This is a genomic window from Massilibacteroides sp. (genome assembly GCF_028705895.1).
Classification (GTDB): domain Bacteria; phylum Bacteroidota; class Bacteroidia; order Bacteroidales; family Tannerellaceae; genus Massilibacteroides.
This window is the reverse complement of the sequence record NZ_JAQWCQ010000037.1, coordinates 12092-37680: the sequence shown is the minus strand read 5'-3', so window position 1 is coordinate 37680 and position 25589 is coordinate 12092. Positions and strand designations below refer to the sequence as shown.

19 protein-coding genes are annotated in these 25589 nt (G+C 40.1%); 7 read left to right on the top strand and 12 right to left on the bottom strand.

Annotated elements, in window-relative coordinates; genetic code table 11:
• Positions 1-1718, bottom strand: a 1718-nt coding sequence (locus PHT93_RS10235; protein WP_300242505.1) for a SusC/RagA family TonB-linked outer membrane protein, incomplete at its 3' end; no start/stop codon positions are given.
• Positions 1719-1898: 180 nt separating this feature from the next.
• Positions 1899-2870 (bottom strand): FecR domain-containing protein, encoded by a 972-nt coding sequence (locus tag PHT93_RS10230; protein WP_300242503.1) that lies wholly within the window; start codon positions 2868-2870, stop codon positions 1899-1901.
• A gap of 422 nt (positions 2871-3292) precedes the next feature.
• On the opposite strand from PHT93_RS10230, the gene PHT93_RS10225 reads away from it, so the two are divergent.
• Entirely contained in the window at positions 3293-3718 is a 426-nt protein-coding gene (locus tag PHT93_RS10225; protein WP_300242501.1) for a sigma-70 family RNA polymerase sigma factor, read from the top strand.
• Here the strand turns inward: PHT93_RS10225 and PHT93_RS10220 are convergent.
• A complete protein-coding gene (locus tag PHT93_RS10220; protein ID WP_300242499.1) occupies positions 3708-5375 on the bottom strand; it encodes a nucleoside kinase in 1668 nt (555 codons plus the stop codon). The two genes, PHT93_RS10225 and PHT93_RS10220, sit on opposite strands and share 11 nt — an antisense overlap.
• Before the next feature lie 75 nt (positions 5376-5450).
• On the opposite strand from PHT93_RS10220, the gene nagA reads away from it, so the two are divergent.
• Together nagA and PHT93_RS10210 are read left to right on the top strand one after the other, a co-directional pair.
• A complete protein-coding gene (gene nagA, locus PHT93_RS10215; RefSeq protein WP_300242497.1) occupies positions 5451-6635 on the top strand; it encodes an N-acetylglucosamine-6-phosphate deacetylase in 1185 nt (394 codons plus the stop codon).
• Positions 6636-6651: 16 nt separating this feature from the next.
• The gene (locus tag PHT93_RS10210) at positions 6652-8745 is read left to right on the top strand and encodes a beta-galactosidase (RefSeq protein WP_300242494.1); all 2094 of its coding nucleotides are present in this window, start codon (positions 6652-6654) and stop codon (positions 8743-8745) included.
• A gap of 68 nt (positions 8746-8813) precedes the next feature.
• Here PHT93_RS10210 and PHT93_RS10205 read toward each other — a convergent pair whose 3' ends face one another.
• The 6 genes from PHT93_RS10205 to PHT93_RS10180 are packed head-to-tail and all read right to left on the bottom strand — an operon-like array spanning position 8814 to position 14960.
• The gene (locus PHT93_RS10205; protein WP_300242492.1) at positions 8814-9416 is read right to left on the bottom strand and encodes an LEA type 2 family protein; all 603 of its coding nucleotides are present in this window, start codon (positions 9414-9416) and stop codon (positions 8814-8816) included.
• Positions 9417-9449: 33 nt separating this feature from the next.
• Complete coding sequence (locus tag PHT93_RS10200) at positions 9450-11039, bottom strand: S41 family peptidase (protein WP_300242490.1); 1590 nt, start codon at positions 11037-11039, stop codon at positions 9450-9452.
• Positions 11040-11071: 32 nt separating this feature from the next.
• Entirely contained in the window at positions 11072-11527 is a 456-nt protein-coding gene (gene coaD, locus PHT93_RS10195; protein WP_300242507.1) for a pantetheine-phosphate adenylyltransferase, read from the bottom strand.
• Complete coding sequence (locus PHT93_RS10190; RefSeq protein WP_300242488.1) at positions 11527-11943, bottom strand: hypothetical protein; 417 nt, start codon at positions 11941-11943, stop codon at positions 11527-11529. Before PHT93_RS10190 ends, coaD begins: the two co-directional genes overlap by 1 nt.
• A 10-nt stretch (positions 11944-11953) precedes the next feature.
• Positions 11954-13816, bottom strand: a complete 1863-nt coding sequence (locus PHT93_RS10185; RefSeq protein WP_300242487.1) for a DNA topoisomerase IV subunit B — start codon at positions 13814-13816, stop codon at positions 11954-11956.
• Positions 13817-13829: 13 nt separating this feature from the next.
• The gene (locus PHT93_RS10180; protein WP_300242486.1) at positions 13830-14960 is read right to left on the bottom strand and encodes a hypothetical protein; all 1131 of its coding nucleotides are present in this window, start codon (positions 14958-14960) and stop codon (positions 13830-13832) included.
• Positions 14961-15370: 410 nt separating this feature from the next.
• Here PHT93_RS10180 and rbr point away from each other — a divergent pair, with 410 nt between their 5' ends.
• Positions 15371-15952, top strand: a complete 582-nt coding sequence (rbr, locus tag PHT93_RS10175) for a rubrerythrin (RefSeq protein WP_300242484.1) — start codon at positions 15371-15373, stop codon at positions 15950-15952.
• A gap of 917 nt (positions 15953-16869) precedes the next feature.
• Here the strand turns inward: rbr and PHT93_RS10170 are convergent.
• A complete protein-coding gene (locus PHT93_RS10170; protein ID WP_300242482.1) occupies positions 16870-19686 on the bottom strand; it encodes a M16 family metallopeptidase in 2817 nt (938 codons plus the stop codon).
• Between the two features lie 145 nt (positions 19687-19831).
• Between PHT93_RS10170 and PHT93_RS10165 the strand changes: the two genes are divergently transcribed.
• Entirely contained in the window at positions 19832-20746 is a 915-nt protein-coding gene (locus PHT93_RS10165) for a ribonuclease Z (RefSeq protein ID WP_300242480.1), read from the top strand.
• Positions 20747-20758: 12 nt separating this feature from the next.
• Here PHT93_RS10165 and mgtE read toward each other — a convergent pair whose 3' ends face one another.
• Positions 20759-22105: a magnesium transporter gene (mgtE, locus tag PHT93_RS10160; protein WP_300242478.1), complete on the bottom strand. Its 1347-nt coding sequence runs from the start codon at positions 22103-22105 to the stop codon at positions 20759-20761.
• Positions 22106-22117: 12 nt separating this feature from the next.
• Complete coding sequence (gene rsmA, locus PHT93_RS10155) at positions 22118-22924, bottom strand: 16S rRNA (adenine(1518)-N(6)/adenine(1519)-N(6))-dimethyltransferase RsmA (protein ID WP_300242476.1); 807 nt, start codon at positions 22922-22924, stop codon at positions 22118-22120.
• 96 nt (positions 22925-23020) lie between these two features.
• Here rsmA and PHT93_RS10150 point away from each other — a divergent pair, with 96 nt between their 5' ends.
• Complete coding sequence (locus PHT93_RS10150; protein ID WP_300242474.1) at positions 23021-24022, top strand: lysylphosphatidylglycerol synthase transmembrane domain-containing protein; 1002 nt, start codon at positions 23021-23023, stop codon at positions 24020-24022.
• 46 nt (positions 24023-24068) lie between these two features.
• Complete coding sequence (locus PHT93_RS10145; protein ID WP_300242472.1) at positions 24069-25523, top strand: aminoacyl-histidine dipeptidase; 1455 nt, start codon at positions 24069-24071, stop codon at positions 25521-25523.
• Positions 25524-25589 lie beyond the last annotated feature (66 nt).

Here is a 25589-nt window from a genome sequence, read left to right as displayed (position 1 = left end):
ACTTCATATTTCTTTTTATGATCTTTTTCTTTGTAAGAAGTAAACTGAGGAGATGCTATCGCCGTGAAGGTAAGTCCTTCTATTGGAGTAAGATCTAACTGGATTTTTCCGCCCACACGATAGTTTTGCCCCTTCGTTGAGCCTCCTAAATCATGTAGTGCAAAAGGGTTATCACCATCTTTCCCATCAGCATAATTACCGTCAGACCAGAAAGCATTGTAAATAGGTGCACGATACATAAAATCATTCATGATACTGCCCTCTGCATTATGAGGATTAACTGTTTTAGAATAAAGCAGGTTCATATCTACATTTGCATGAATCCAACTACTGATAGAATAGTCGTTGTTAGTACGTACATTGAAACGCTCATAGTCTTTGTTGTCGTAAAGAGCTTCAGCATTGTAGTAATTAAGACTGAAATTTGTTTTAAGTTTTTCGGTTCCTCCGCTAAGCGAAAAAGAATGCCGCTGGTGGTGCGTGGAACTTTTAATACCCATCCCCAAGAAATCTGTATCCGGATATCGGTCTGGATCTTCAGCACGTAGCTGTGCGTAATTGTTAATTAAATCTTCCGAATAGGCAGAATAGAGCGAAGAGGCACCATCGTTATAAGCCAATTCGTTGTATCCGTTCATCCATTGTACTGCGTTGGCAAACTTAGGTTTTGCTGTTGGTGCATCAATACCATATTCGGTATTGTAGGAAAGATGGAATTGATTACTCATGGCACGTTTTGTAGTTACTAAGATAACTCCTGCTGCAGCGCGTGAGCCGTAGATAGCTGCCGAAGCTGCATCTTTCAATACTTGAATATCTTTCACATCTTCAGGAGCAACGTCATTGATATTCCCCGGAACCCCATCTACGATTACTAATGGATCGTTGGTGGACAACGTCGTGACCCCGCGAACGCGAATAGTCGCTCCCGATGTAGGATCTCCACTGGAACGTGTGATCTGTACACCAGCCATTTGCCCTTGTAATTGACTGGAGAGTTGAGGAGTATTCTTCATTTTTAGTTTGTCACCGCCCAAAGAGGATATTGAACCCGTCAGGTCGATCTTACGAGCCGTCCCATACCCAATCACAACCACCTCTTCTAACGTTTGTGTATCTTCTGTTAATTGTATATTAATTACCGTTTGCCCATCTATATTTATTTCTTGACTATTATACCCGATATAGGTAACAACAAGCACATCCGTAGGGGCAACATTCAGGCTAAACCGCCCATCCATGTCTGTTATCGTACCGTTTGTTGTTCCTTTAACAATGACATTGGCTCCTATTATGGGTTCACCACGTTGATCGGTAATAGTACCCGTAAGTCGCTTGGTTTGCTGTTGCATATCTAAGCGTTTAACTATATTTACATTTCTGTCATTGATTGCATAGGTAAGATTTGTACCATTTAACGCCTGCGATAGAATGTCTTCTATCTTTTTACTTCGCGTGTTAAGCGTAACGTCAACATCTTTTACATCAGAATCTACATAAAAAAACAGGAATTCGCTTTGTTGCTCAATCAGAGTAAAGAGCTCTGTTAGTCTCATTTGACCTGCCTTTACTGATACTTCTGTTTCTTGCGAGTATGAGTCTAATGCAAGAGACTGAAACAGTACCACAAAAAGCAAGACTGTTGTGATCTTCATAATTTTAAGTGTTTTTTTTAGACCTTTATAGCAATAAGGCCTGCAATACGAAACATTTTTCATATTTTTGTATAGATAAAAGGTTGATAATTGCTTCTGATTCAATGTTTAGGCGCGTCGAAACGGAAGCGTTGACTTTTTGGGACCGACCGGTCATATGCTTTTATGTATATGGCCGGTATTTTTTAACCGGATAGTTTTTTCATACGTCTTGTTTTTAGATTGTACATAAATAGTATAGATTTATTGGATGTAATATACGTTGTCCTTTTTTGTCCACTTCATAGATACGCTCCGGGATATTACTTTTAGTATCTCTTCTAAGCTTTGGTTTTCGTCAAAGGAAGCAGATACGGTTAGTTCCGGGTCTCTTAGAACTGCATTTTTAATGATGATCTCGGTATCGTATGTCTCTTTTAGTCTGCTGATCAGTTCAGCAAACGGGATCGTTTTATATTTGATGATACTTCTCGTCCAAAGTGTTCGTTCATAGCTGTTGACTTCTTTTATTTCAATCCTTTTTGTTTCTTTGTTGAAGCAGACTTGTTGGTCGGGAAGTAAAATGACTTGTTGATCTGCGCTTTGAAACTGGATAGAACCTTCTACTAAGGTTGCCGTTACTTCTGAACCGTCTTCAAGTGACTGTGCATTAAACTTCGTGCCTAATACACGAATACTGCTTTCTCCCATGGTAAGGATGAACGGATTCAGTGTGTCGTGTGCTACTTCAAAATAGGCTTCTCCTGTAAGTTCTATGTTGCGGCTTTCCTTCCCGTAGTGATTGTTGTAGGTAAGTCGGCTATTTTTATTGAGAAATACTTTCGTTCCGTCTTCGAGTGTAATTGCTGATCTGTTATTATCCGTTATATAGGTATAATAATGGGTTGTTTCCTGAGGATCGGCAGGAGCTAAGTAGTAATTTGAAAGGCTGAAAATTAATAAGGAAATGGCTGCAACAGAAAGAGAGAGCAATATAAGTCGGTTTCTCTTTTGCGTTGGCTGTTTCGTTAATCGTTTGTTTAGTTTCTCTAATGACGTGAGCGGATTGTTTGCCTGTTCCTGAGATACTTCCGCACGCCAATAGCTTCTTATACGTCGAAATTCTTCTTCATTCTTTTTATCTGCGCTCAGCCAGCCACTAAACTGAAGTATTTCTTCTGCTGAAGCTTCTCCATTTAGTATCCGGGCTATGATTTTATCTATGTTTTTTTCCATTATATCTTGTTCTTGTATATATAGTCGCAAGTAGCAGATAGAAACCCTAACCGATAATTAAAATTATTTATTCTACTTCTTGGCGGAATTAAATAAGTGTGTATTTCATCTCAAAAGTAGTTTTGGAAATGTTGAGGCGCCTCAACTTTCGTTTCCAGGCGCCTTAAAAATTTCTTATATCCAAATTTTACACAAACCACAACATTTTTAAAAACAATAAGGTAGGAATTTGATTAAACTATTAGGGTTTATGCTTTACATTTGCGACTATACTAATAGACTTTTATTATTATTGAGCTATAGCAAATACGGAAAAAATAACACAATGGATCTGTGAAATTGCTTTAAGCAACTCGCAATCTGCCCTTAAATCGTTATACCTGGCTTACTATCAAAGGCTAACACGGTTTATAAGCCTTTATGTGTCTTCTCCTGCTGATATAGAGGAGATTTTATCCGATACTTTTCTGGCATTTTGGAATAATCGTAAAAACTTAATGGAGGTGCAAAATTACAACAGCTATATCTATGGTATTACGAGACATAAAGCCATCAGCTTTTGCAGGAAGAAACAATTCGAATATATGGACATTGAAGATTATTCATTCGATTTGTTCTTTAGGACAGAAACGACTCCTGAAGATGATTTGATTTCAAAAGAAGCCGTTTCTGAAATAAATGAAGCAATAAACGATCTTCCCGAAAAGATTAAGATCGTATTTAAACTTATAAGAGAGGATAATCTAAAGTATAAAGAAGTTGCGGAAATATTGGGTATTTCCGTCAAAACCGTTGAATCTCATATGACTACTGCTGTACGAAAGCTACGTGAAACGCTTAATACGTAAAACTTCCTCCTCCCAAAAATTCCCGAAGTAATGAGGTACGTGGTAATTCAGATTCCGGGATATAATTGAAATAACGGATAAACCGCAGCAAACGGTAGGCTTCTGCATTTTCGGGGTCAGCTTCACGTACTTCCATCAAGATTGGTTCGGCAAACTTGCGTATTGCCCCCAGTTCATAAATCATTGCACTGTTAAACATAGCGTCTGCATTCTCCTGATAGGGGAATATCCATTTCTCTTCACCCCGGCGAACGCTCGGCCAGCGCCCAATCGTATCTTTTGCGGAATACCCTCTGAAATGGTAGTCGCGGATGATACGACGCAACAAACGATTGTCTGTTGTCGGTATCCAGTTATGATTATCCAACGAGATTGTGGTTAATGCAGAGGCATAGATTCCATATTTGCATTTGTTGTCAACCATTGCCGTAAGTTCCGGATTCAAGGCATGGATTCCTTCTATTACAAGAACAGAATTTTCTTTCAGCTTGAGTGTTTTACCTTTGTAGATACGTTTCCCCGTGTTAAAATCAAAGCTCGGCAGATTTATTTTTTCTCCTGCAAGAAGCTTTTCCAGATCACTGTTAAAATAAGGAAGGTCTAACGCATACAAAGACTCAAAATCGTAATCTCCGTTTTCGTCTTTCGGCGTATCTTCCCTGTTCAGGAAATAATCATCGAGCGAAATCGCAATAGGTTGGATCAGATTCGTAATCAACTGAATTTGTAGTCGTTTGCAGAAAGTGGTCTTTCCTGAAGAGGAAGGCCCTGAAATAAGCACAATACGTACGCCCTCTTTGAAGCGTTGGGCTATTTCTTCAGCTATTTTAGCGACTTTCTTTTCTTGTACAGCTTCAGAAACTTTGATGATCTCGGAAGTATTCCCTTTCTGAATAGCTAAGTTCAGGTCGCCCACATTATTTAATCCGACCATGCGCTGAAGAGAAAGGTGTTCTTTATAGACCTCAAACATCTTATCCTGATTGATCATTGGCTCCAACTCCTTCGGGTTCGTTCGTTTGGGTACGCGAAGCAGGATTCCGTCATTGTAAGGAACTATATCGAACAGTTCAATATAACCGGTGGACGGAGTAAGACATCCATAAAAGAAATCGACGTATCCATCTAACTCGTAATACGAGGTATAAGCCATACCGGATGTTTCAATCAAACGTGCTTTGTCCTTCATATTTAAACTATGAAACAGTTCCGAAGCTTCGGAAGTCCGGACAAATCTGTGTTTAAATTTGATATCTGCCTTAACGATTTCCTGCATCCGCTCTTTTATCTTTTCTATCTGCTCTGCGGTAATTTCTTTCCCGTTTATAATCCGGGAATAATATCCTTTAGAAACAGGATGTTCTAAGTTTAAGCTGGCTTTTGGGATTATTTCGTAAACCGCTTTAGAGAAAATATGACAAAGAGAACGAATATATGCGCGCGATCCCGAAGAATGCGTATAATCCATAAATTCCACATCTTTGGATTTCCAGCACCGGTAAGTAAGCCCTTCAACTTTGTTGTTTACTTTAGCATTGATGGGTTTATATTTTAAAAGAGCACCTACCAGATTGTATATGTCAAGCAATGAAGATCCGGCCGGCACATTTGTATATGTTTCGTTATTTTTACAATAGATTCTGATTGTTTCGTCCATAGTAATAGTAAATGAATTGTATTTCGTAATTTTATTGCCTAAAGTTAAGAATTTTAATTTGACTAACAAGATAGCATGAGAGCCTTTACGCACGAGAGCCGTTGTAAAATAAAGAACGCCACATTATTACTTCCAACAGGAATACACAAGAATAAGTCGATAGTTTTCGAATCCGAAAAAATTATTGAAATTAGTGATGATCAGCTTGTTGATAACAATATGCCGACATTAGATGCTGAGGGACTTTTTGTTGCTCCCGGCTGTATAGATACACATATTCACGGAGGTGGAGGGCATGACTTTACAGAAGCTACCCCCGAAGCTTTCCGTATTGCCGCGTCAGCTCATGCCCGTTATGGCACAACTGCTCTTTTTCCCACTTTAGCAGCAGCGCCTTTGTCGGTATTCAAAGAAGCAATACATGTTTGCGAAACGATCATGCAGGACGAACCTCAGGGGGCACGTATTCTGGGACTTCATTTAGAGGGGAATTACTTGAATAAGATCATGTGCGGAGGACAAAATCCGGCGTATCTTACCCTACCGGATGTGGAGGAATATAAAGATTTAGTACGGAACACGTCCTGTATCAAACGGTGGAGTGCAGCACCTGAATTGCCCGGAGCTTTAGCCTTCGGTCGGTTTATGTCCGAACAAGGCATTCTTGTTTCATTGGCGCATACTGTGGCTGATTACCCGCTTGTTGCCCAGGCATGGGAGGCCGGTTATACGCATGCTACACATTTTTATAATGCGATGACCGGAGTTCACAAGCAAGGGGAATACAAGAAAGAAGGAACCATCGAATCTGTTTATCTGATAAAAGACATGACGGTAGAACTGATTTCTGATGGAGTTCATGTTCCTCCTGCCATCCTGAAACTTGTCTATACGATCAAAGGAGCAGATAAAATTATGTTAATTACCGATGCAATGGCTCCTTCGGCTTGTACAAATCCTGTTAGTCATGACAGTCGGGTAATAATAGAAGACGGTGTTTGTAAATTAGCAGACCGATCAGCTTTGGCCGGTAGTGTTGCTACTTCAGACCGACTTATACGAACGATGGTAAAGCAAGCAGGCATTCCTCTGTCTGATGCAGTGCGTATGGCTTCGGAAACGCCTGCCCGCATCATGGGTATTTATGATCGTAAAGGAAGTTTGGAAGTGGGAAAAGATGCTGATATTATTATCTTTGATGACAATATAGAGATTCATACAACGATCGTAGAAGGACGGATCGTTTATAGTAAAAAGTAAAACCATAAAAAAGAACATGAGACAGAAACTACTAATGGCGGTTTTCGCCTTATTATTGTTTATTCCTTCAGGGTTTGCAAAAGAGAAGAGGGAATATTTTCCAAAAAAAGATTTAACACTTGTCGGCGCTTATTATTATCCCGAACATTGGGATGAAAACCAGTGGGAACGGGATCTGAAGAAGATGTCAGAGATGGGATTTGAATTTACTCATTTCGGTGAGTTTGCCTGGACACAATTGGAACCTGAGGAAGGACGATATGATTTTAGCTGGTTGGATAAAGCGATTACTCTTGCTGCCAAATACAATCTGAAGGTTATTCTTTGTACCTCAACAGCTACTCCTCCGGTATGGCTTACCCGTGCGCATCCGGAGATATTGATTAAAAACGAGAATGGTACGACAGTAGATCATGGCGCACGTCAGCATGCTTCTTTCTCAAGTACGTTCTATCGTGATTATTCAAAGAAGATGATTGCTGAATTAGGGAAGCGCTATGGAAATGACAAGCGCGTAATGGGATGGCAGTTGGATAATGAACCGGGAGTGCGTCAGGATTATAATAAAGAGGCCTTAAACCGGTTTCGTTCTTTTCTGAAAAATAAATACGACAATACTATCTCTGCCCTGAACAAAGCGTGGGGGACTGCTTTCTGGAGTCAGGTTTATACTTCTTTTGAGCAGGTTACATTTCCTCTTCCGTCTAACTGGGGACAGAATCCTCATCAGCTTTTAGATTGGAAACGATTCTGTGCACACGAATCTGCCTCTTTCATTGATGAACAGGCTGAGGTTTTGAAGAAATACGTAAGTCCGGATCAATGGATCACGTCTAATTATATTCCGGATTATACTGCCGGGCATTTCGGACAATCCCAACAATTGGACTTTAATACTTATACGCGCTATATGGTTTATGGTGATCCCGGCATTGGCGAGTTAGGATTTCGTATTGGTGATCCGATGCGTATTCCTTTTGCGAACGACTTTACCCGTCCGTTTGACGGCGTTTACGGTGTGATGGAGTTGCAGCCGGGACAAGTTAACTGGGGAACGCGCAACAGTATGCCTTATCCGGGAGCCGTAAGATTATGGCTTTGGTCTGTTTTTGCCGGAGGAAGTGACCTTACTTGCACATACCGTTTTCGTCAACCTTTGTTTGGAGACGAACAGTTCCATCATGGGATTATCGGAACAGACGGAGTTACACCCTCACGTGGAGGTTTGGAATTTCAAACCTTTATACAGGAAATTGCACAATTAAGAAAAGAATATAATCCGAAAGCTACTTTACCTACCGATTATCTGGAACGGAAAACGGCTATCCTTTATACTCACGAGAATGTATGGAGTCTGGAAAAACGCAAGCTTAATGATAGCTGGAGCACAGAAAATCATATTCAGAAATATTACAAAGCATTAAAGAGTTTTGGAGCTCCTGTAGATATAATTTATGAAGGGAAAGACTTTACGCAATATCCCGTTTTAATCGCTCCCGCTTATGAAATGGTTGATGACTCTCTGATTACGGCCTGGACAAATTATGTAAAGCAAGGCGGACATCTTATCCTGACTGTACGTAGCGGACTGAAAGATCGCATGAGTCAGCTATACGAACTGCCAATGGCGGGCAAGATTGCTCCGTTAATTGGAGCGGCGTATGACTTCCATGATTTTATGCCGGCGAATGAATCTGGACATATTGAAATGGAAGGACAAAAATATGCCTGGTCTATCTGGGGCGAGGGATTGATTCCCGAACAAGGAACGGAGGTTTGGGCAAAGCACGTTGATCAGTTCTATAAAGGATCTCCTGCCATTACTCACCGGAAATTGGGTAAGGGGACAGTAACCTATGTCGGTATCGATAGTCAGGACGGAAAACTGGAAGCGGACGTGCTAAAGCGTATCTATGCGCAGAACAGCACTCCTGTAATGAATCTGCCGGAAGGTGTCTGGATGGAATACCGGGATGGCTTTGGTATAGCGGTCAATTATTCTTCTAAGAATTATGCTTTTCCATTACCGGCAAAAGCAACCGTTCTGATCGGCACACAGACAATTGAGCCTGCCGGTGTGTTGGTCTGGAAAAATAATGGTGAAAAATAGAACGCTGAACCCTGCAAAATTACCTCATTGAGATTACTTTGCAGGGTTCATGTTTTATAGATACTCTTTTATTTCCCTCCGAAGGAGAAGCTAACAGGGAATGCGATCGGTGAAGTAATCGGTTGTCCCGCAATATTAAATGTAGGACGTAGGTTTAGCGATACGGTTGATTTTTCTCCGCTTAAACCCGCTATGTTCTTCACAATATTCAAGAGTGCACTCTGACTGTTATTCTTCATCAAAGAAGCTACATCAACCCCTACCGTGAGCGGAATAGTTTGCGTTGCCCCACCGGCAATATTTACAGCCTGATCAAGTGTACCGTCCGTAAAATGGATATCATCAATGCTTACGGCATATTGAAGTTTGTTTAACAACGCAGCTGATTGATTCGGATTTGTTACATTCATGTTGACCGTGAAGTTCAACGGAATTGAATTTGGATTACCAGCAAGCACAGTTGTCAGTTTGGCCAAGTTCAGAGGTGAAAGTGCCGATCCCGATGTAATATTAACTCCGGATACGGAAATGTTGGATATGGAATTATACGCATATTTACATTGTGTCATGTTGTAAGCTCCCATAAGGTCATTTTGGGCTGTTGTACCGCAGCCGGAAAATCCCATTATCAATGCGAAAAACGGGATCAAAGCAATTAATTTTTGTTTCATTGACGGTTCTATTTTTAGTTATTAATAAAGTTCTTATTTATCAAAAGCAACGAGGTAGGAGTCTTTCTCTGAAAGGATCTGTAAGGCCTTTTGAAAGCTCGGATTATCGTCATTGATGATTTGGAAATATTCACTCATGTCGTACATGTCACGTGCAATCAGCGCTTTTATCTGAAGTTTGATAAGTGTTTCAGACTTTCCATATTCTTCTTCGTCAAACTCGATCTTTTCCTCTTTGGCTAAAGCAAGCAATTCCTGCATTACCTCTTCACTTACCTCGAAGTTTTTCTTGTAGGTCGCAAATTTCGGATATTTTTTTGTCAATGTCTCTCTGTTCTTATCCAGATAATTCATAGCAATACGGTTAACAAGGCCGCTTGCCACAATTTTCCGATGGTAATCCGTATAGCGCGTCGTATCAACCGGGACAAATACATCCGGCATAATACCTCCACCACCATAAACAATACGTTTTTTTACCAAAGTATTATATTTCATGGAATCCGGGAAATGAATGCTATCAGCGCTCATTAGTTCACCCCGATTATAACGGTCGATCAGATCATGTTTGTATTCCTCTTGCTTGCCTTGTTCGTAAGGCTTCTGAATACTACGGCCTGTTGGAGTATAATAACGCGAAACGGTCAGTCTGATCATAGATCCGTCAGGTAGCGGAATAGGTTTTTGTACTAACCCTTTCCCAAAGGTTCTTCGTCCGACAATCAGACCACGATCCCAGTCCTGAATAGCCCCTGACACAATCTCACTTGCAGAAGCAGATCCTTCATCAACAAGAACAATCAACTTCCCTTTTTCAAAATTCCCTTTAGCTGTTGCTTTTGCATCTTCACGGTTTACTTTACTACCTTGCGTATAAACAATCAACTGATCTTTACCCAGAAATTCGTCTGCAATATCAATCGCAATGTTCAGGTAGCCTCCGCCATTTCCTTGTAAATCCAGGATCAGATTTTTCATGCCTTGTTTCTGTAATTTGGCCAGGGCTTCCTTAAACTCGTCAGCTGAAGATGCGGCAAAGCGATTTAGCTTGATATAACCAGTCTCTTTATCTGCCATATAGGCAGCATCTAAACTATATACCGGTATTTTCCCACGAATAATACGGAACTCGATCAATTCCGGTTCTTTGTTTCGTTGCACCTTTATGCGTACCTCTGTTCCTTTCGGACCTCTAAGGCGTTTCATAATATCGGTGTTTTTCATTTTTACACCGGCTATTAACGTGTCGTTTACCTGAATGATACGATCACCAGCCATTAGTCCGACCTTCTCAGAAGGGCCTCCGGGTATTACCTGAATAACATATAGCGTATCCGTCAGCATATTAAACTGGATACCTATGCCGTCAAAGTTTCCTTCCAGCGGCTCAGTCATTTCTTTCGTTTCTTCCGGATCGAGATAGTTAGAGTGCGGATCAAGCTTTTCTAACATTCCGATGATGGCATACTCAGCTAACTTGCTTTCGTCTGTTGAATCAACATACAAATTTGATATGGCGTATAAAGCCATAGACATCTTACGCGCTTCCTGGTTAATTTTCTGGGCATTTGCCTGCGAGAATCCTGCGATAGTCAACAGACATACAAATACAAATTGTTTCATTCTTTAGTTTTATTCAAATAGACGATCTAACGTCAGTATAATTCAGTTTCTTTTGGTACGAATAGTGAAATGTCTTTCCCATAGTTCAATAGCTCGCGTACAATACTTGAGCTTATATGTGTATGTTCCGGTTCGGTAAACAAGATAAATGTTTCAATACCTGTTAACTTACGATTTACGTCAGCTATACTCTTTTCATATTCAAAATCGTTTACCGTACGAATGCCACGCATAATAAATTGAGCATCTACAGACTTTGCAAAATCTACAGTCAGCGAATCATACGACATCACCCGGACTTTCGGATTGTTTTTATATAATTTCTCTATAGCCTCCAGTCTTTTCTCCAAAGGAAAATAAGTCTGTTTCTTTTCATTTATTCCGATAGCGATAATGATCTCATCAACTATTTCCAATCCTCTTTTTACTAACGACTGATGACCGATTGTAAAAGGATCGAACGTTCCCGGGAAAATAGCTCTTTTTATCATCTTCTATATTTGATGAAAGTAACTTTTAATGTCGAAATTTTCTGAACAGTCTCTGTTGTCTGTGTCGTCTTTGTATATCCACCGTCCGCATTTTTTTCTCTTTTCTCCGTTGTCTCCAATGTAGGATTAGAATAGCTTTCTTGTATTCCTTCAAATACAATTGCGTCGGCACCTTTAATCCGCGCTACTTCCTCTACTTTTTTCTGAGCATCCTCAATACCGCTCAGGCCGATAGGAGTAGCATCTACATATCCCATTACTTCATAGTCTCCGGGCACATCTTCCCATATCATGAAAACATCCACATTGGACGTTGGAGAATAGGATTTCCCAATGTATTGGGTGCTTACCCCACAAGAGGAAAATAGCGATACTATCGTTGTTATACAAAAGAGTAGCTTTAGCTTTTTCATTTTGTTGATTTTAATTGATTTCTTCTTCAACGACAAGATTCTCGATAATAAAAGTCTGCCTTTCCATTGTATTCTTGCCCATATAAAATTCCAACATTTCTTTTACAAGGTCTTCTTTTTTCATTGTCACCGGATCAAGACGGATGTCTTTTCCGATAAAATGTTTGAATTCATCGGGTGAAATTTCTCCTAATCCTTTAAACCGGGTGATTTCCGGATTCTTCCCAACAGCTTCGATTGCTGCTAAGCGTTCTTCTTCCGAATAGCAATAAAACGTTTTTTGCTTATTACGTACGCGGAACAATGGGGTTTGAAGAATATATACATGATTGCGTTTGATCAGATCAGGGAAAAATTGCAGAAAGAAAGTAATCAACAGCAAACGGATATGCATACCGTCCACATCAGCATCTGTTGCAATGATTACTTTATTATAACGTAATCCTTCCAATCCATCTTCTATATTCAATGCGGCTTGTAAAAGATTGAACTCCTCGTTTTCGTAAACAATTTTCTTCGTTAGTCCGTAACTGTTCAATGGTTTTCCGCGAAGACTAAATACTGCTTGCAAATTCGGGTCGCGACTTTTGGTAATAGATCCACTCGCAGAATCGCCCTCAGTAATGAAAATACAGCTTTCTTCCTTTTTATCTCCTTTGGTGTCATTCAGATGGATACGGCAATCGCGTAATTTCTTATTATGTAGATTTGCTTTCTTAGCCCGTTCGCGAGCTAATTTGGTTACACCGGCAATTGCTTTCCGTTCTTTTTCCGCTTCAAGGATTTTGCGTAATAAGGCATCGGAGGTGTCCGGATGTTTATGAAGATAGTTGTCTAACTCTTTTTTGATGAAATCACCGATAAACTTGGCGACACTTACGCCATCAGGTCCCATGTCCTTTGAACCTAATTTTGTTTTTGTCTGACTCTCAAATACCGGCTCTTCAACTTTTATGCTGATCGCAGCCACAATGCCGGCGCGGATATCCGAATATTCAAAATTCTTATTATAATACTCCTTGATCACCCTTCCTGTCGCCTCACGAAAAGCAGAAAGGTGCGTACCACCCTGTGTGGTGTGCTGACCGTTCACAAAAGAGTAATACTCCTCACCATATTGATTACTATGTGTGATAACCAATTCAATATCCTCTCCTTTTAAATGTATGATCGGATAGAGCGGCTCAGTGGTCATGTTCTCATTCAATAAATCAACCAACCCATTGCGTGAGTGGAATCTTTTGCCATTGTACACGATAGTCAAACCGGAGTTCAGGAAAACGTAATTTTTCAATAAACTCTCGATGAATTCGTCTTTATAGTGGTAATCTTTAAATATCTCCTTGTCAGGAATGAAGAATACCTGTGTACCGTTTGCCTCATCGGTTGGCTTTACTTTGTCTTCTTCCGTGATGACAGCCTTGTTGTATTCTACCCGTTTGCATTCTCCATCACGGTGGCTGGTAATCAGAAAATAACTGCTTAATGCATTCACCGCTTTAATACCCACGCCATTCAGACCTACAGATTTCTTAAATGCCTTGCTGTCGTATTTTGCTCCGGTATTCATCTTGCTGGACACATCAACAACCTTGCCCAGCGGAACTCCGCGACCATAGTCGCGAACAGAGACAGTTCCTTCTTCAACCGTTACTTCTATAGTTTTTCCATACCCCATCATATATTCATCGATGGAGTTGTCTAAAACCTCTTTCAACAAAACATAGATTCCATCATCAGCGTAACTGCCATCTCCTAACTTTCCGATATACATACCCGGCCTTCGGCGGATATGCTCCATCCAGTCTAATGTTTTTATATCATCATCGGTATAAGCTGTTTGTTGTTGCGTCGTTGAATTCAGTTCATCCATAGAAAAAACTCCTTTATTTCAATTCTTTAATAAATGCTCTTCTGGTTTTATGATGTTCTCTTTTAAAATAGTCCCATTGTGCCTGAACAGCGTTGTTCGATTCCAACTCCGGATTCGTTTCTGCATACTCTACCCCCAGATTAATATATACGGGAATCAGGTCGTTAAAAATAAGAGCATTCACGCCTTTGTTCTGATATTCGGGCAATACTCCCATCAAATAAAGATCTATTACTTTCGGTTTACTCTTCAACGCCTTGAGCAACGGAATAAAACCGAACGGGAACATATGTCCTTTCGCTTTCTTTAACGCATGGGATAAATTAGGCAATGAAATTCCGAATCCGACTACTTCGTCCGTTTCCTCCTTAACGATGATAGTAACCATGTCTAAACGTATCATCGGTATATATTGGTTCACATAGTAATTTATTTGCTTCTCGGTCAGAGGAGCAAAACCATACAAGGGACCAAACGCGGAATTCAGCGTTTCAAATATTTTGTAGGCGTAAGGCCAGATATCTTTTCTCTTTTTGAACTTTAAGGTTTTGAGACCGTATTTCTTTTTAACAATCTCCCCTACGCGAAGATGTTTTTCCGGAACCTCTTTAGGAATATATATTTTAAATTCATGCCAGTCGTTATCCTTTACGTATTGCATCCGTTCCATATGTTTCGGATAATAAGGATAGTTGTAGATGGTAGCCATTGTCCCTAACTGATCAAAACCGTCGATCAACATTCCTTCATGGTCTAAGTCCGTGAATCCAAGAGGACCGTGTAGATGATCCATCCCTTGCGCTTTCGCCCATTTTTCAACAGCGTTGAACAGCGCATTGACAACCTCCGCATCATCGATAAAATCGACAAATCCAAAGCGAGCGTATTTCTGTCCCCAGACTTCATTGCTCTTTCGGTTGACCATGCCGAGAATGCGCCCTACAATACGATCGTCTTTATAGGCAAGAAAAAAAACAGTATCACATAATTCAAATGCAGGATTCTTATGCTTATCCAGCGTCATCATCTCTTCTTCAATCAGGCCGGGCACATGGTAAGGGCAATCTTTATAAAGTTCAATATTAAACTTAACAAAGTTCTTAAGCTCTTTTTTTTGAGTTATCTCTTTAATTATAACGCTCATCTGGGAATAAAATTAGAAAGGCAAATGTAATTAATTTATTTTGATCTAACTTACATTCGGGAATTGCCCCTATGCTTTTTTTATGGTACGGATCAAATTTCCAGACAATAATATTGTTTTCATTTATTTAGAGCCTGTTTAAATTTTTATAGGATATTTCTTGAGGGCTTGTTTCGGTCTTCTTTCGTTTTCTTTTTTGCTTATCTGCATCTCCGCATTCAATCACATAGCTCGCTATGCTCATTCATGCGGATATACAACTAAACAAAAAATAAATCGAAATAAGCCACGAATAAAAATTTAAACAGGCTCTTATTCGTCCGGATTTGATTAATTTTGCTCAACTATGATGTGAATCATGTTTATTCAAAGCGATTATAAGTTTATTCATCTTTATAAAAAGTAGTGTTATGGAAGAAAAAAGTATTAAAGGTACACGCACCGAACAGAATTTGCTAAAAGCATTTGCCGGTGAATCTCAGGCAAGAACACGTTATACGTTTTTTGCAAGCGTAGCAAAAAAAGAAGGCTACGAGCAGATTGCAGGTGTATTTATGGAAACTGCCGAACAGGAAAAAGAACACGCAAAGAGGTTCTTTAAATTTTTGGAAGGTGGAATGGTTGAAATTACTGCTTCATATCCTGCAGGAGTAATTGGTACAACAATGGATAATCTTGCTGCAGCAGCTGCGGGAGAAAATGAAGAATGGGCAGAACTCTACCCTGAATTTGCAAAAGTGGCCGAAGAAGAAGGTTTCAAGAAAATTGCCGTAGCATTCAAAATGATTGCGACTGTTGAAGCTGAGCACGAGAAACGTTATCGTAAGTTGCTGGCTAATCTGACAGAAGGCAAGGCTTTTGAAAGAGACGAAGAAATCTTCTGGCAATGTCGTAACTGTGGTTTCTTGTTCAAGGGTAAAAAGGCTCCGAAAATGTGTCCTGCTTGTGAACATCCACAGTCTTTCTTTGAACCTAAAAAAGAAAATTATTAAAAAAGAAGTATTTCTCCTTGGTTAATCGAGGTGATACTTTTAAAAAAAACAGTCCGGAATTTGTCGTTTCGGACTGTTTTTAATTTATATAGCTTTTGAATTTCAAATCGTTTTTATGGATCAGTCCGAACCCCCGGTTGTTATTACACTTGGATTATGTCGTTTTTAATGGGATTACCTCGATAAGGTAAAACAAATCGTGGACAGCAAATAAAAAAAGTGAAATAAAAAACAAAATAATAGCAAAATTTGTCATTTTCAGACAAATTGTCGTCGGCTTCAACAGCGTTGTTTTAACGCGCTTTATTTAATAAAATGACAATATGTGTACCCGAAAAACAAACACCGAAAAACCACACTTAAAACGCACGATACGGCATGCCCGTTTTTTTGAATTATCAAAATTGAACAAAAAAAGGCAATGGATAAAATCTCCCTATTCTTTTTGAAAAAAGATTCTATTCTTTTTTTGAATATAAAGGATATTTTTCAGAAAATAACCTTTATATTTTCGGTAAAAAACGGGCTATTTTAGTCTAAATACAATATTTATTGGTCTAAAACGATGCTATAAATCAAAAAACAAGGATGGACATTTTTTTACGCGTAAGTAAAAGGGCGAAAAAAGTATCTATTTGTCAAAACAAAACACAAAAAATCAAAACTGTTCGATTGATTTTAATGTATTGTAAATCAATAACATGAACGATATTTATTTTGTTGGAAGCCTCTGCTCAGCGTAGTCTCTAAACCAATGTCATCAACTTAAGCTATACAGTTTGGTTTTAAGGCTGAAAGCCTGCTATAGTATAGCTCAACGCAACGCGTTGGGAAGGATATAGAACGAGTCTCGCGCCCTGAAGGGGCAACATAGCAGATGTTAGGGTAGGTTTATTTTTTTTGATAAATGATACGTTTTATGGGGTCATGATTACTTCAATATGGTTGCCTTGCGATAGAAGCTCTTTAGTAAAATCCCGGATGTCTTCTTTTGTCATTGCTTCGAGGGTGTGAAGATAAGAGGTGGTAGATTCAAATCCGTTGAAATAATAATTGTCTATTGCACTTAGCCAGAAGATGTTTGAGGTTTGATTTTCCTGCCAGGTCTTTTTGAGATTCTCTTTGACTTTGGAGAAATTTTCTTCACTAATCGGTTCTTCCGCAATGCGGTTTAGTTCAGCCAGAATTATCGAATTGATTTGTTCTGCTTTCTGTGGATCTGTGTCATAATAAATTTGTAAAGAAGTGCGTCCTTTGGGGAAAGAATACATTCTGGCCAAAGCGGCAACACCGTAAGAACCACCTTCGTCTTTGCGGACTTTCTCCATATAAACCAAGTCTAATAGTTGAGTCAGCATATTGGCGGCAAGTATATTTTTAAGCGTATATTCCGATTTCCCATGAAAATAGTGAACCGTGGATGTTTTCGGCGTTTCCATAGTCTTGCTGAAATGATTTGTGATGCGCCCTTTACGATAAGGAACAAGTGCGCCTTCTCGTCCTGCTTCTTTCCGGTTCAGATTAGGTAGTGTTGCCAGGTATTCTTTGGCAAATAAACGTACGGAATCCATATTAAAACTACCGACTATGGTAAATGTAAAATCAGAAGCGTCTGCAAATCGTTCTCCATACATTTCCATAATACGAGAGTAATTGAGCTGTCTCAATTCTGTTTCCTTAATTCGCATCATCTCTTGTCTGTCTCCATAGAGAGCTTTTGTTAAAGAATCCCCAAAAGCAACCATCGGATTACGATCAAGATTCTTTAATTGCGCATTTATTCGTGAGATATAAGAAGAAAATGTCGCTTCATCCATTCTGGGAGCTGTAAAATGTAGATAAATAAGTTCGAATAAGGTACGAAGATCAGAAACAGAAGAATAGCCGCCGATGCTTTCGCTGTTTTCATCCAGAGAGATGGAGCAAGAAACATTTCTGCCTGCTAATAATCTGTTAATATCGACAGAAGAATGTTTGCCCAAGCCACCTAACGGAACAACATCAGTCAATACCTTCAGGTTGCTTAGATCTTTTTTATCAAACAATGTACTGCCGCCTGGGCTGGTACCGGAAATTACTATTTCGTCTTCTTTAAATCCGGTCTGCTTTGCGACGACTTTTACCCCGTTATTCAATGTTATAAGAATGGCATTGAATCGTTCATCTGCTTCTACCCTGACGATCTCTCCGGGAGAAGGCTTTTCCGAAAGTAAAGGTTGCATATTATCTTCTTCCAGATACGGATCAAGTTTGCAAGTTGTGACGCTGTTGAATAACTGCAGCAAGGAGGCTTTGTCCGGATATATCCCCGGATCATCTTTTTCTGGTCCGGTAAGGGTAATGACTACATTCTTATGTCCTAACACCTTTTTTACATGCTGGTTAATATCTTCTAAACTAATCTTCTCGGCAAGCTGGTTGATCAAATCAAACTCCATCTCGATTCCGGGAAGGTAACCGCCGGTTGTAAAATGTGAGATATAGGTTCCCGCATAAGCAGAGTTTTCTTCACTTTCCCTTTCTAAATACAGGTTCTCATAATATTTTAAAACATTGACTTTCACCCGCTCATACTCAGATCGCGTAAATCCGAATCGTTTTACGCGCTCAACCTCACGAGCAAGCGTCAACAACGTGGAATCTGCTTTTCCTTCTTCTGCAATTGCCGCTACGCTCCATGCCGCTTTTGTCTTTGTTCCCAGATAATCTCCATCAGAGGATTGAGCAAAAACAAACGGAGGATTTGCCTCATAGAGCAATAATTCTAAACGCTCATTTAACAGAGTAGAAGTTGCCGTTTGCAGATAGTCCTGCTTAATTCCTTCTGCTGAGGCATAGAGAGAATCCGGCATCCGGTCATGCTTGTAGAATAGATTCACGATATAACCGGGAGCTTCTTTATCTTTAGCAATGGATATGACGGGTTGTTCATTATCTGGAATAGGTGCTTCTATATTCTCAACCGATGTTTCGGGTGCCGGTATTTCTCCAAAAAGACGAGTTAGTTTTTCTTTGACATAGGTTGCATCTAAATCTCCGACAACGATGACTGCCTGCAGGTCGGGGCGATACCATTTGTTGTAATAATCCCTTAGTTGTTCGGGTTTAAACGATTCAATCACCTCAATGTTCCCAATCGGCAGGCGTTCTGCATATTTACTTCCTGCTAATAAAACAGGGAATTGTAATTCCCGTAAACGAGCATCCGCATCTTGTCCGGATCGCCATTCCTCGCGTATGACAGCTCTCTCTTTCTCAATTGCTTCATCCTCCAATAATAAATCGGAAGAGATATCTCGTAGAATAAGGAGACAAGAGTCTATTATCCCGTCTCTTGATGTAGGAGCATTCATGATCATAAAAACGGTTTCATCGAATACCGTATAAGCATTTAGATTCTCTCCTCCTTTTAATCCGATACTTTCTAAATAATTATCTATGCCTTGTCCCGGAAAGTGTACTGTTCCGTTAAATGCCATATGTTCAAGCATATGAGCAAGTCCCCGTTGGTTGTCTTCTTCCTGCAAAGAGCCGGTTTTCTGAACAAGATAAAACTCCGCTCTCTGTTCAGGTTGCGTATTCTGACGAATATAATAAGTAAGCCCATTATCTAACTGTCCACAAACGATCGCCGGATCAAGTGGTAACGGTTTTACCTTTTTCTGAGCGAATAATGACGTAGCAAGAAAAGCAAAAATAAAGGCTACAATGAAATTGCGTGTTCTACAAATCATACAATGGTATTATTTACGAAAACAAAACTAAGAAAACTTTTCCCGCAACGATGTCTCCGGTAAAGGAAAATGAAGCTATCAGCAGCAACAACAGTACAATACCGAATTAAAGCCGTACCTTTGAACCCTAAATGAGTATTTTTTCATGGCAGACTTTAATCTGAATATACTTGGCTGTGGCTCCGCTTTGCCGACGACCAGACATCTCCCGACATCTCAGGTGATTGATCTGAGAGATAAACTATACATGATTGATTGTGGCGAAGGAACGCAACTTCAAATGCGCAGAATGCGAATACGGTTTAATCGACTTAATCATATTTTTATTTCCCATCTTCACGGAGACCACTGTTTTGGTCTGCCGGGTTTACTTTCTACACTTGGCCTGCTGGGTAGAACAGCCTCTATCACTATTCATGCCGTACAGGAAATAGAAAATTATATGAAGCCTGTATTAGACGTGTTCTGTAAGAATTTGCCTTTTGAGGTTAAGTTTAATTTTATAGATCCCTATAAACATGCCCTTGTAATGGAGGATCGGTCGGTCAGTGTTTTTTCTATTCCCTTAAAACATCGTATCCCGACTTGCGGATTTCTTTTTGTTGAAAAGCCGCGTGAGGCACATATCATTCGTGAGATGGTGGACTTCTACCAAATACCTGTCAGGAAATTGAAAGACATCAAACAAGGGGATGATTATATAACAGAGGAAGGAGAAGTTGTTCCTAATTCTCGTTTGACACGTCCGGCTACACCGCCTAAAAAATATGCCTATTGTTCAGATACGGCTTTTAATCCGGATATTATCCCACTGATAGAAGGCGTGGATCTGTTATATCACGAAGCTACTTTTGGAGAAGACGAGAAAATAAGGGCAAAAGAAACCTTTCACTCAACAGCTGCTCAGGCCGCTGAAATAGCATTGCGTGCAAAAGCAAAGAAATTAGTGATCGGGCATTATTCTGCCCGATATGACGATCTGTCTGTGTTGAAAGAAGAAGCAGACCGAGTATTTCCTGATACAATACTCGGACTGGAGAGTATGATTCTTCCCGTGTAAGGTGATTTCAGCCTATGTCAAAGCCGAAGCTATGAACATATAAATCATCATTCCGATAATATCATTTGTAATCGTAATAAATGGCCCTGTAGCTAATGCCGGATCTATTTTTAACTTAGAAAGAGTGATGGGAACGACTGTTCCAAAGATACTGGCAAAAAGAACTACAGTAAATAAGCTTAATGAAACGGAAGCTGTTATACCGCTATCTCCCAGCATAAAGAAATTGTAAACAAATACGATAAGACTGATTATACTGGCGTTGATTAACGAAACAACCAATTCTTTTCCTAACTGCGGTAGGATATTTTCCGGTTTCAAGGTGTTGTTCGCTAAACCCTGCACTACGATTGCAGAGGATTGTATCCCTACATTCCCTCCTGTTGCCCCAATCATCGGTATGAAAAGTACCATTTTCGGGTTGGAGGCAAAACTACCTTCAAAGCCTCCCAATATAAGAGAATTGCCCAATCCACCGATCATTCCGATCAATAACCAGGGAAGGCGTGCCGCCGTTTGTAAGAATACATTATCTGATGTTTCTACGTCTTGCGAGATACCGGATGCTAATTGATAGTCACGTTCGTGTTGTTCACGGATCTCATCCATCACATCATCAATCGTAATGCGTCCCACCAAACGTCCGATACTGTCCACAACCGGCAGAGCGACTAAGTCGTATTTCTCAATTGCCTGAACAACCTCTTCCACCCGGTCGTCTTCGTGTACGACGATCGGTTCTTTCTTCATTACATGCTTAATCTTTGAAACGGAAGGATTGGTAATTAGTTTTTTTAGAGGCAAAACACCTTTCAGGCGTTCGTCATCGTCCACTACATAAACATAATATATTTCATCTACCTCTTCCGCCTGAAGTCTCATTTCATCAATACAACGGGGCATACTCCAGTTCTCGTTTACTACGATCATTTCCGTACCCATTAATCCCCCGGCAGTGTCTTCGTCGTATTTTAACAGATCGATAATATCGCCGGCCTGTTCTACGTCCTGAATATGAGAAAGGATTTCTTCCTGTCTTTCTTCGTCCAGTTCACGCATCAGGTCCACCGCATCGTCTGTCTCCATATTATCGACAAACTGTTTCGCGATTACTTCATTGGGTAGTTCTTTGAGTAGCTTGTGGCGCTCATCATCATCCAGCTCCATCAATACATCCGCGGCCTTTTCACCATCAAGAAGGAGGTAGAGGAAAATAGCCTCTTTCAGATCTACTTCTTTGTATAATTCGGCGATATCGGCAGGATGAAGCTCTTGTAATAACTCTTTGGCCTGTGTCTCGTCTTTTTGCTCGATAATGTTACGGAACTTCTCGATATATTCTTTTGTCAATTCAATCATGGGAGTCTGGCTTTACGCCGGAGTCTCTGTCTCCGGACTGGTTCTCAGATTACGCTCTACTATCTCTGTAAGTTCAACAAACTGCTCAACAGAAAGTTGTTCAGGGCGTTTGTCGAATAAGGGTAAATTATAGTCCGGACATTCTTTACCAAGTATAGGCTTGATCGAATTACGTAAGGTTTTCCGACGTTGATTAAAGGTCGTTTTAACCACTGTTTTAAATAATTTCTCATCGCACCCTAAAGATGTCCGCCCATTGCGGGTGACTCGTATTACCCCACTCTTCACCTTCGGAGGAGGGTCGAACACCGTCTCACTAACTGTGAAAAGGTATTCAACGTCATACCACGCTTGTAATAGAACACTCAGGATACCATAGGCTTTACTTCCGGGAGGCGAGGCGAGGCGTTCGGCCACTTCCTTCTGTAACATACCGGAACAACAGGGTATCTTATCTTTGAAATCTAATATTCTGAAAAAAATCTGGCTGGAAATATTATATGGATAGTTGCCAATCACACAGAATTGGGAAGAGAAAAGCTCGCCAAGATCAAGCTTGAGAAAGTCTCCTTCAATAATACGTCCGTCTAATTCGGGAAAATGTTCTTGCAAGTAAACTACAGATTCTCTATCTATTTCAATAACAGAAAGGTTATGCCCCTCGTCTAATAAGAAGCGAGTAAGCACTCCCATACCCGGCCCTACTTCGAGGACAGGCAGTTTTGTATAGTCGGAAAGAGTTTCCGCTATACGTCGTGCGACCTGCAAATCTTTCAAGAAATGCTGCCCTAACGCTTTCTTTGCTCTCACCATCCTCATCCACTTCCTGTATTGTAATCCGTTAGTTTTTAATTATAATGTTTATCTTTGTCGGAGCACAAAAGTACAATAAAAATATTAGTATCCTTATAGTATATGGATTTTAAAAGCATTCTGCGCACATTTGTTAAGGTCTTTATCCCTTTGGCATTCGGCTGCTTACTTCTCTGGTATTTATACAGGGAGATGGACTTTCAGGAAATATTTGAAGTAATAAAAAAAGGCGTGAGATACGACATAATCTTTTTGTCGTTATTTTTCGGACTCGGAGCAAATATCATACGTTCTTATCGTTGGGGCTTACTTATCGAGTCTCTCGGAGAACGGTTTAAGACCAGCAATATCATCTATGCGGTTTTGGGTAATTATGCATTAAATCTTGTTTTGCCGCGAGTGGGCGAAGTGTGGAGATGCGGTGTGATTACACGCTATGAGAAAATATCTTTCACAAAATTGCTCGGGACTTTATTTGTGGACAGAATAAGCGACTCTATTATGGTCGGCTTGATAACCTTATTTATTTTCATCTTTAATTTTAGTTTCTTTTCCCGTTTCTTAGCTAAAAACCCGGCTCTCTTCGATGGTTTCCAATCTATCTTCAATTCGATCTGGATTTATGTAGTAGGTGTCATTCTGGTTGTTGCCATCTGGTTTGTGTTTAAATATATGAGCCATTTTACATTGGTACAAAAGGCCAAGAATATGTTTAAAAATATCTGGGAAGGAATAAAAAGTATCTGGTTAATGAAACGCAAAGGGCTGTTTTTATTGCAGACCTTATTTATATGGGTTGGATATTTTTGTTATTTTTACATCACGTTCTATGCGTTCGACTTTACCCGCGATCTCGGAGTCGGGGTTGGTTTGATCGCTTTTACAATGAGTAGCATTGGTGTTGCCGTACCCGTTCAAGGAGGAATAGGCCCTTGGCATTTCATGGTTATTGCCACGTTAGTTCTTTTTGGAGTAAAAGAAACGGATGCCGCAGCATTTGCTCTTGTCGTTCATACCGTTCAGACAGTGTGGACGGGGTTATGCGGATTATTTGGAATCATTGCATTGCCTATTGCAAACAAAGAGTATAAATCGGCTGCCTGATATCAGAATACGATCATTTGTATTATATAAATTAAATCTTCAAGCTATGTCAGCAGAATTAAGAAATCTTTCGCCAAAGCATGTCTGGGGTTATTTTTATGATCTCACACAAATTCCACGTCCAACAGGTAAAATGGAAGCCGTAACCCGCTATGTTCTTAATTTCGGAAAAACGTTAGGCCTCGAAACTTCTCAGGATGAAGTAGGAAATGTCCTGATCCGTAAACCTGCTACCCCGGGTCTTGAAAATCGCCCGACAACTATCCTGCAATCCCACTTAGATATGGTACCTCAGAAGAACTCTCAGGTTAAACATGATTTTGAGAAGGATCCTATTGATGCCTATATTGATGGTGAATGGGTAACAGCCAGAGACACTACGTTAGGCGCAGATAACGGGATCGGAGCAGCATTGGCTATGGCTGTTTTATCCGATGATTCATTAAAGCATGGCCCTGTTGAAGCTCTGTTCACTGTGGATGAAGAAGTCGGGATGGATGGAGCGTTCGGTCTGAAGCCCGGTTTCCTGAAAGGAACTATTCTAATCAACTGCGACTCGGAAGAAGAAGGAGAATTATTTGTGGGTTGTGCCGGAGGTGCCGATCTGAATATTTCTCTTCAATTTAAGAATGATACGTATATTCCTGAAGGCGATGTTGCCGTTAAGTTAAGTCTGACAGGGCTTAAAGGCGGGCATTCAGGTGTTGATATTCATTTGGGCAGAGCAAATGCAAATAAATTAATGTTCCGCTTCCTCAAAGAAGCCGTTTGTGATTATGGCGCAAGACTTGCCTCTGTTGAAGGAGGATCCCTGAGGAATGCCATTCCACGTGAAACTTTTGCTGTGATAACAATTCCCGGAGATAACGCGGAGGCATTGTGGGAGATCGTATCCGACTATCAAGACATGTATAAAACGGAATATGCGGGCATAGAAGATAATATCTCATTCGTAGCAACAGAAGAACCTCTGCCTTCTTCGTTAATTCCTGAGGAGATACAAGATGATCTGATCAATGCTGTTGAAGCTTGTCAAAATGGAGTAATAAGCATGTTATCCGACTTTCCGGGTACAGTCGAATCTTCTTCAAATCTTGCATTAGTGAAAATAGCGAACGGACTTGTCGATATAAAAATATTAGTACGTAGTTCTTCGGAATCAAGAAAACAGGCTGTTTGCTCAAGTTTAGAAAGCGTTTTTGCTTTAGCAGGAGCAAAAGTCGAACAGGGAGGTGGATATAACGGTTGGCAGCCCAATATTAATTCTCCGATTTTAAATGTAATGAAAGAAACCTATCTGAAACTATACGGAAAAGAGCCTTCAGTTAAGGTGATGCATGCCGGTCTGGAATGCGGAATTATACAAGGAGCCTATCCGGATATGGATATGATTTCAATAGGTCCTGATCTGGAACATCCCCATTCACCAGACGAACGGGTAAATATTCCATCTGTTGAGAAAGTCTGGAAATTTATAATAACAACGTTAGAGAATATTTAATTCATTCAATAAGCCTGACTGCCGTACATGCTTCTGCAATACGGCAGTTTTTTTTGTATCTTTGAA